The sequence below is a fragment of the Adlercreutzia sp. CNCM I-6216 genome (assembly GCF_977113345.1).
This window is the reverse complement of record NZ_CDSBIE010000013.1, coordinates 52,465-59,685: the sequence shown is the minus strand read 5'-3', so window position 1 is coordinate 59,685 and position 7,221 is coordinate 52,465. Positions and strand designations below refer to the sequence as shown.

Here is a 7,221-nt window from a genome sequence, read left to right as displayed (position 1 = left end):
TCGAATCTAGACAACTCGAATCATACCGAAGGCCGGAGCCGTGTCTTTTGGTATCTAGGCTATGCTGCTGTGAAAGTGCGCAAGAGATTGTACGTTACCGCTTAGGCATAGCGTATCGCTATTAATCGGCGCACCTCGGCATAATGGCAGTATCGAAAAGTCCAAAGAGGAGACTTTTCACGCGGGCGAGGACGCGAGCCACCCCCTCCCTGGCGAACGTCCTCGTCAACATGCGAGGGAGAGAGAGGAGTCAGGACATGACCGAACAGACAACGGGCATGAGTTTCTCGCGCAGAAATTTCATCAAGGGAGCGGCCGCGCTGACGGCCACCGGCGCGCTCGTCGGCTGCGCCCCCGCCAAGGAGACGCTGGCGGAAACGGGCGAGGAGACGGTAGAGGTTCCGGAGACGAAGATCTACTCGGGCGCGTGCCGTGCCCAGTGCGGTCAGGGCTGCTACCTGAACGTCCATGTGCGCGACGGTCGCGTGGTGCGCACGACTGCGGGTCACTTCGATGACGGCCCCGAGTTCGACCGTATCTGCCCGAAGGGCCTTGTCCAACCCGCCCGCGTGTACAGCGCCGAGCGACTGCAGTACCCCATGCGTCGTGTAGGTGAGCGCGGCAGTGGCGAGTTCGAGCGCATTAGCTGGGATGAGGCGATTGCCGAGATCGCCGAGAAATGGAAGGGCTACACCGAGGAGTTCGGCCCGAAGTCCATTGCCATGTTCCTGGGCAGCGGCAACACCGGTACTCTCGGCGGCGGCGCCCCGGAGGGCTCCATTATGGCTCGCCTGCTGAACGTCATGGGCGCGAGCCGTGTCCTGCCGGACCGCGATATTGCTACGCCGATGTCCTGGGCCTACGTGTTTGGAGCCGGCCCCTATGGCAATCGCAGCTCGGACGCTATTAACGCCAAGCACCATGTAATTTGGGGCGGCGACACGGCGGTGTCCCAGAAGCAGCTCGCACACTTCTTCCTGGAGGCGCGCGATGCGGGCACCGAGCTTGTGGTGATCGATATCGCCTATCGCGTCATGCCCTCGAAGGCCGACTGGTTCATCCCGGTGCATCCGGCTACCGACGGCGCCCTGGCGCTCGGCGCTATCCACGAGATCTTCGAGCAGGGCTGGGAAGCGACCGACTTCCTGCGCGATCACACCGAGGCTCCCCTGCTGATCAAGGAGGACGGTAAATTCCTGCGCATGAGCGACTTGGGCGTGGAGCCGACCGAGACTGCGACCAACGCTCAGGGCGAGGAAGTTCCCGTCGACCCCTACGTGGTGTGGGACGAGGAGACTTCCAGCGCTGTGCCCCTGGCACAGGCCGTCAAGCCTGCGCTCGGCGGGGTTGCCCCCATCCAGGGCATCGCGGTGCGCACGGAGATGGAGCTGGTGCGGGAAGCGGTTGAGCCGTGGACGCTGGAGCACACCTCCGAGGTGACCGGCGTGAGCGTCGAGGACATCCAGCACCTCGCGCACCTCTACACGCAGGAAGGCGATGTTCAGACGGACATGAAGTTCGGTCTGAACCACTACAACAACGGCATGTACAGCTCGAAGTGCATCAACTCGCTTCTGCTCGTGTCTGGCCAGATGGGTCGTTCGGGATCGGGTCTGTTCACCGGCGAGCCGAACTTCGGCGAGGGCAATGTGCAGGCATGCATCACGATGCCGAGCGCCTCGGGTGAAGTGCCTCAGGGAGTCGGCGCTATTCTTAACTGGACCGACTTCTGCAACAACATTGTGCACACGGGCAAGAAGCTTGGCGAGGATTTCCCCATCAAGTCCTTCTACGCTTCCTGCACCAACGTCGTCTCGAATCAGACGGATCAGAACAAGACCCTCGAGCTCATGAATGCGATCGAGTTCATTGTCATCCAGGACATGACCATGAACGACACGGCGCTGTACGCTGACATCCTGCTGCCTGCTTGCCACTGGTTCGAGACTGAGGATTTGCGCGTCCGCTACTACTGCAACCCCTATCTGCTGTGGAACGAGAAGGCCGTCGAGCCCCTGTACGAGAGCAAGCCGGACTTCGAGATTTACAAGCTCATCGCCGAGGCTATGGGATACGGTGACTTCTTCCAGTTCACGGCCGACGAGTACTTGAATGTCCTTCTCTCCACTCCCTATGGGAAGGAGAAGGGGATCACTATCGACAAGATCCGCGAGAAGAATTACTTGCGTTGCGACAACGATCCCACCATCGCCTTCGAGGGCGCTGTTTTCGGAACGCCTACGGGACGCGCCATGTTCTACCGCGAGGATCCCAAGCCCGACTACATGATGGGCCAGGAGCTGGATTTGGAGAAGGAAAAGCTGTCGGTCTTCTGGGAGCCGGCGCGCGAGGCCGATCTTTCCAACCCCATCCGCGAGAAGTACCCCTTCACCATCTGCTGCGAGCATATGCGCACCCGCGCCCACACTCAGTGGTACGACGTCGATTATCTGAAGGAGTTCGAGGCCGCACCGGTGTGCCGTATCAATCCGGAAGATGCCGCCGAGCTGGGTATCGAAGAGGGAGATACCGTCCGTCTCTACAACGACCGCGGATCGGTTACCATGCTGGCCGTCCTCAATCCCGGTGAGCAGCGCAAGGCGGTTCACTGCCCGCGCAGCTTCCTGACGCGCGAGCACATTGACGGCGACCTTGCTCGTACGACCTTCAACGAATACAACCAGGCCTGCAGAAACCAGTCCTACTTCGACTGCGCTGTGGCCATCGAGAAGCTCTAGGGAGGCTGAGATAGATGACTCGATACGGAATGGCGATCGACCTTCGTCGCTGCATCGGATGCCAGGCGTGCGCTGCGGCGTGCAAGATAGCGAACAATCTGCCGAAGGAGCTGACGTACAACGTCGTGTACACCAAGACCGATGACGATTTCGACACCATTGGTACCGCCGTGTCCCGCGGCGCCCTTGCCAACGACAACGCCGGCGGCACCTTCCCCAATTGCACGCTGAACTTCCTGCCCATGCAGTGCCAGCACTGTGCTGATCCGGCCTGCCTGAGCGTGTGCCCCACTGGCGCAACCCAGCAGCGCGAGGACGGCATCGTGTTCGTTGATACGGATCTGTGCATCGGGTGCGAGTCCTGCATCAAGGCGTGCCCCTACGAGGGCGTCCGCACCCTTATCAGCGACAACCCCGAGTATTACCTTGAGGTTGAGGTCGGCGAGTTCGACGCCCCGCCCCACAAGGCCGGGACGGTGGAGAAGTGCACGTTCTGCAAGAACCTCGTCGATCGCGGAGATGTGCCGGCCTGCATGCAGCTGTGCCCGGCCCGCGCCCGCTACTGGGGCGATTTGGACGATCCGGAATCTGAGGTGTCGAAGGCCATCGAGGGCCGCGACTATCACCTCATGCTGGAGTCGGCGGGGACGAACCCGAGTGTCTACTACTTGAAGTAAGCGCGTATCTGGAAACGGCAGGGCGGGCGTCGGAAAGTACGGCGCCCGCCTCTTTGTAAGGAGGCTTCGTGAGCGCAGAGGATATGAGGAAAGTTGTCGGCTTGGCCGACGGTTGCGAATTGATGAGCGCGCTGACGCGCTTTCCTGACAACGATGTGGCGGCAGCGGTGGCGAGCGGATCGGTGCACGACGACGCGGTTGGCTGCGCGAAAGACGTGGCGGCAGCGCGTGATGACGGGCGCGCTGGTGACATTGAGGCGCTTTGCGAAGGCTTCGTGTGCGCTGCCGACGAAGATGCTGAGGCGCTCGGGGCCGCATTGCGCCGCGCATGGTCGCTGCTGTACGCGCGCCAAGGAAGCGGAGTGGCCATTTTTCCCTACGAGAGCGCGTTTGTGCACGTTCGCGAGGGGTTGCCCGGAGCGCCGGCGCTGTTCCGTACGGCGCTGACCCTGCGTGTCGAGAAAACCATGCGTGAGAGCGGCGTTCTGCCGAAGGACGCCGAGACCGAGCCGTGCGACAGCGCGTGGAACGAATGGGCGTTCCTCTCGTTTCTCCTTGGCAGCGAGGCGGCTTCTTTAGAGGCGGAAGATGAAGAGGCCGTGGCGCTTTGGCGGGGTCGGGTTGCTGATTTCGTTCGAGACCACGCGGCTTTGTGGCTGCCGGATTTCCTGACGCGCACGGCTGAAGAGGTCGAACGCCTCGCGCAGGCGGGCAAGGTGGACCCGGCGGCCGAGCGCTTCTATGGCGCGCTGGCGGCGTACGGGCGTTTTCTGCTGGCAACGCTTGCTGAGCGTGCGGCATAGGCGAGGGTGAGGAGCAAGCAATGACATTCCTTATGGTTTTGGCGGTGACGGTGGCGGCTTGCCTGGCTCTGCGCACGCCGCTGCATAAGTGGCCGGTGGCGTTTTACGTACTGGCTGTGGCGGCTGACGTGGCCTACGTCATTGGCGTCGAGGGGCTGCTCCCCCGTGTTGTAATGGGGCCGCTTACGCTGCTCATGGGCAAGTGTGTGCTGTCGCTGGCGCTGTTTGTGGTGGTCATGTACATCGGTGTGTTCGCCAAGGGATCGAAGGTGCATCAGTGGCTTAAGCCGGTGCGCAGCGAGTTGTCCATTATCGCATGCATTTTGGCTTGCGGGCATATGGCGGTGTATTTGGGCTCCTACGCTCCGCGACTCGGCGGCACGCTGGGGGTGAATGTGGTGAGCGCCCTGGTGGTAGCGCTCGCGCTGCTCGTGCTTCTGCTGGTGCTGGGCGTGACCTCTTTCGCCTTCGTAAAGCGCCGCATGCGCACCGATAGCTGGAAGCGCCTGCAGCGGTGGGCCTATGTGTTCTTCGGCTTGGTGTACGTGCACCTCATGCTGATGCTGGCGCCGGCGGCGAGCCAGGGCGGCGAGGCCGCTGTGGCAAGTGTGGTCATGTACACGGTGATCTTTGGCGCCTACGCCGTGCTGCGCGTCCGCCGGGCGTTTGTCGACCGCCGCGCTGTTGCAGCGGTCGGTGCCCTGGATGCTGCATCGGGCTTCGATCTCGAGACCGGGGACTGCGCCGTCTAGCTGATACGAATCGAATAGTCTCCCAAGAGCGGGCCCTGGCTTTTTTCGCCGGGGCCCGCTTCATTTTGCGACGCGACTGCGGTCGGCGCGAGGAACGAAACGGGACATTCCCGCGTCATTTCTACGGCTCGGCTCTGTTAGGCTCATGCTGCAAGTCCGATGGAGGAGGAGTCATGCGGGAGCGCCAAAGAAGGGTCGATTTCACCAACAGCTGGATGTTCGGGAGGGTCATGACCGACGAGTCGATATGTCGCGATGTCATCAGGGCCGTGCTGGGCATCGAGGCCGTGCGCATCGACTACCTGAACGCCGAGCAGGTGCTCGACCCCGCCCCGGAGAGCCACGGCGTCCGCATGGACGTGTACGCCAGGGAGCGCGGGTCGGGCGAGCGGGTCTACGACCTGGAGATGCAGGCGCAGCGGGAGCCCCTGCTCGGGAAGCGCTTCCGGTACTACCAGGCTGTCCTGGACGTGAGGGAGCTTCCCGCCGGGGACGACTACGACCGGCTGCCCGAGAGCTTCGTCGTCTTCCTGTGCAGCCAGGATCCCTTCGGGTACGACCTGCCCGTCTACCACCTCGAGCGCCGATGCGACGAGGTCCCCGAATTGCGGCTCGGGAATGCCTCGCACTGGCTCGCGCTGAACGCCCGGGCGTGGGAGGACGCGCCGGGCGGGGACCTGCTCGATCTGCTAAGATATGCCCAGACGGGCAAGGCCCTGGGTTCGCTCTCGCGCAAGATAGAGGAGGCGGTCGGGCGGGCCAACGAGGATCGAGAGTGGGTGGACAAGGTGTGGTCGGTGAGCACGATCGTGGAGAACGCCGCGCGGCGCGAGCGCATAAACGGCCGCATCGCCTGCGAGGAGGCGCGCGAGGAAGGCCGCCAAGAAGGCCGCCAAGAAGGCCTCGAGGAGGGCTCCGCGCGGTTCGCCGCCCTGGCGTCCCGGCTCATCGAGGCCGGCCGCGTCGACGATCTCGCGCAAGCGGCATCCGATCCCGTCCGGCGAGACGAGCTCTTTCGGGAGTTCGATCTGTAGGGCAGTCGTGCCCTTACGCTGCTTAGGGCCATGGTGCCGGCGTCGCTCCTCGCCGCCAAATCTTACATTCTTGTCGGTGGGCTGATCGCGCGGCGCGGGCCTTGGTGCCCGTGGTATTATGGTTCGATGCTGAAACGACCGCCCTCTGGCAAGAAAGCGCTATGAAGAACATCTCAGAAATCCTCGCCAGCGTCGAAGAGACGCCCGCCACGTTCGAAGACTATTTGAAAGCCTACGCCGATCCGGTCGGGGAGCTGATCAACAGCTACATTCCCCATGGGACTCACGGGGATATGGACCGCTACCTGTACGATCCGCTCTATCATTACAGCGAGAACGCGGGCAAGCGTCATCGTCCGCTCATTTGCTTCGCGGCCTGTCTGGCCGTGGGCGGCGACCCCAACCGTGCCGCCACCGCCGCCGCGGCCATTGAGCACTTCCATTCCGCGGCCCTCATCCACGACGACATCGCCGACGAGGCCGAGCTGCGCCGCGGCGAGCCCTGCCTGCACCTTACCGAGGGGCTGGGGCTGGCCATCAACATGGGGGATCTGGCTCTTTCCATGGTAAACGGTCCGGTGGTGAACGACCCGCTTTTGGAAGACGCCGTGAAGGTGCGCGTTATCAAGGAGCTCATCGCCATGACCTGCCGCACGGTGGAGGGCCAGGCGCTCGATCTGGGCTGGGCCCGCGACGGCCGCTACGACATCACGCCCGAGGACTACCTCACCATGGCCATCCACAAAACGGCCCACTATTCCGGCGCGGTGCCGCTGGCCGTGGGCGCCATCGTGGGCGGCGCCGACGACGAGATCGTGGAAGCCCTGCGCAGCTACGGGCTTGACACGGGCCTCGCCTTCCAAATCCAGGATGATTTGCTGAACCTCGTGGGCACCGATGAGGCCAAGAAGAAGGACTTCCGCAGCGACATCACCGAGGGCAAGCGCACGCTCGTTGTCGTGCACGCTCTGCAGAACACCGAGCCTGCGGCCCGAGAGCGTCTCGTCGAGATTCTGTCCTCGAAGGAGCGCGATCCGGAGGTGCTCGCCGAGGCCGTGGCCATTATGGAGAAAACGGGATCCATCGACTACGCTCGCACGTTCGCCGAGGATCTCGCCCTGAACGCCAAGGCACGGCTGGCCGGGGCGCTGCCTCCCTCGCCGTATCGCGATTTGCTCGTATCCATGGCCGACTGGTTTGTGAACAGGTTGAAGTAA

6 protein-coding genes are annotated in these 7,221 nt (G+C 63.0%); all 6 read left to right on the top strand.

The features are described 5' to 3' along the window. The first annotated feature begins 257 nt into the window (after window positions 1-257). The 6 genes from ACYVRU_RS10445 to ACYVRU_RS10420 all read left to right on the top strand — a co-directional run bounded on the left by ACYVRU_RS10445 (window position 258) and on the right by ACYVRU_RS10420 (window position 7,221). A complete protein-coding gene (locus ACYVRU_RS10445) occupies window positions 258-2,738 on the top strand; it encodes a molybdopterin-containing oxidoreductase family protein (protein WP_161127590.1) in 2,481 nt (826 codons plus the stop codon). A 14-nt stretch (window positions 2,739-2,752) separates the two neighbouring features. Next, complete coding sequence (locus ACYVRU_RS10440) at window positions 2,753-3,415, top strand: 4Fe-4S dicluster domain-containing protein (protein ID WP_114549271.1); 663 nt, start codon at window positions 2,753-2,755, stop codon at window positions 3,413-3,415. A gap of 68 nt (window positions 3,416-3,483) precedes the next feature. Beyond that, window positions 3,484-4,218: a molecular chaperone TorD family protein gene (locus tag ACYVRU_RS10435; protein WP_114549272.1), complete on the top strand. Its 735-nt coding sequence runs from the start codon at window positions 3,484-3,486 to the stop codon at window positions 4,216-4,218. A 20-nt stretch (window positions 4,219-4,238) separates the two neighbouring features. Next, window positions 4,239-4,970, top strand: coding sequence for a hypothetical protein (locus ACYVRU_RS10430; protein WP_418381821.1), 732 nt, complete (start codon window positions 4,239-4,241; stop codon window positions 4,968-4,970). A 173-nt stretch (window positions 4,971-5,143) separates the two neighbouring features. Further along, entirely contained in the window at window positions 5,144-6,004 is an 861-nt protein-coding gene (locus ACYVRU_RS10425) for an Rpn family recombination-promoting nuclease/putative transposase (protein WP_302383719.1), read from the top strand. Between the two features lie 161 nt (window positions 6,005-6,165). Further along, window positions 6,166-7,221 (top strand): polyprenyl synthetase family protein, encoded by a 1,056-nt coding sequence (locus tag ACYVRU_RS10420; protein ID WP_302383720.1) that lies wholly within the window; start codon window positions 6,166-6,168, stop codon window positions 7,219-7,221.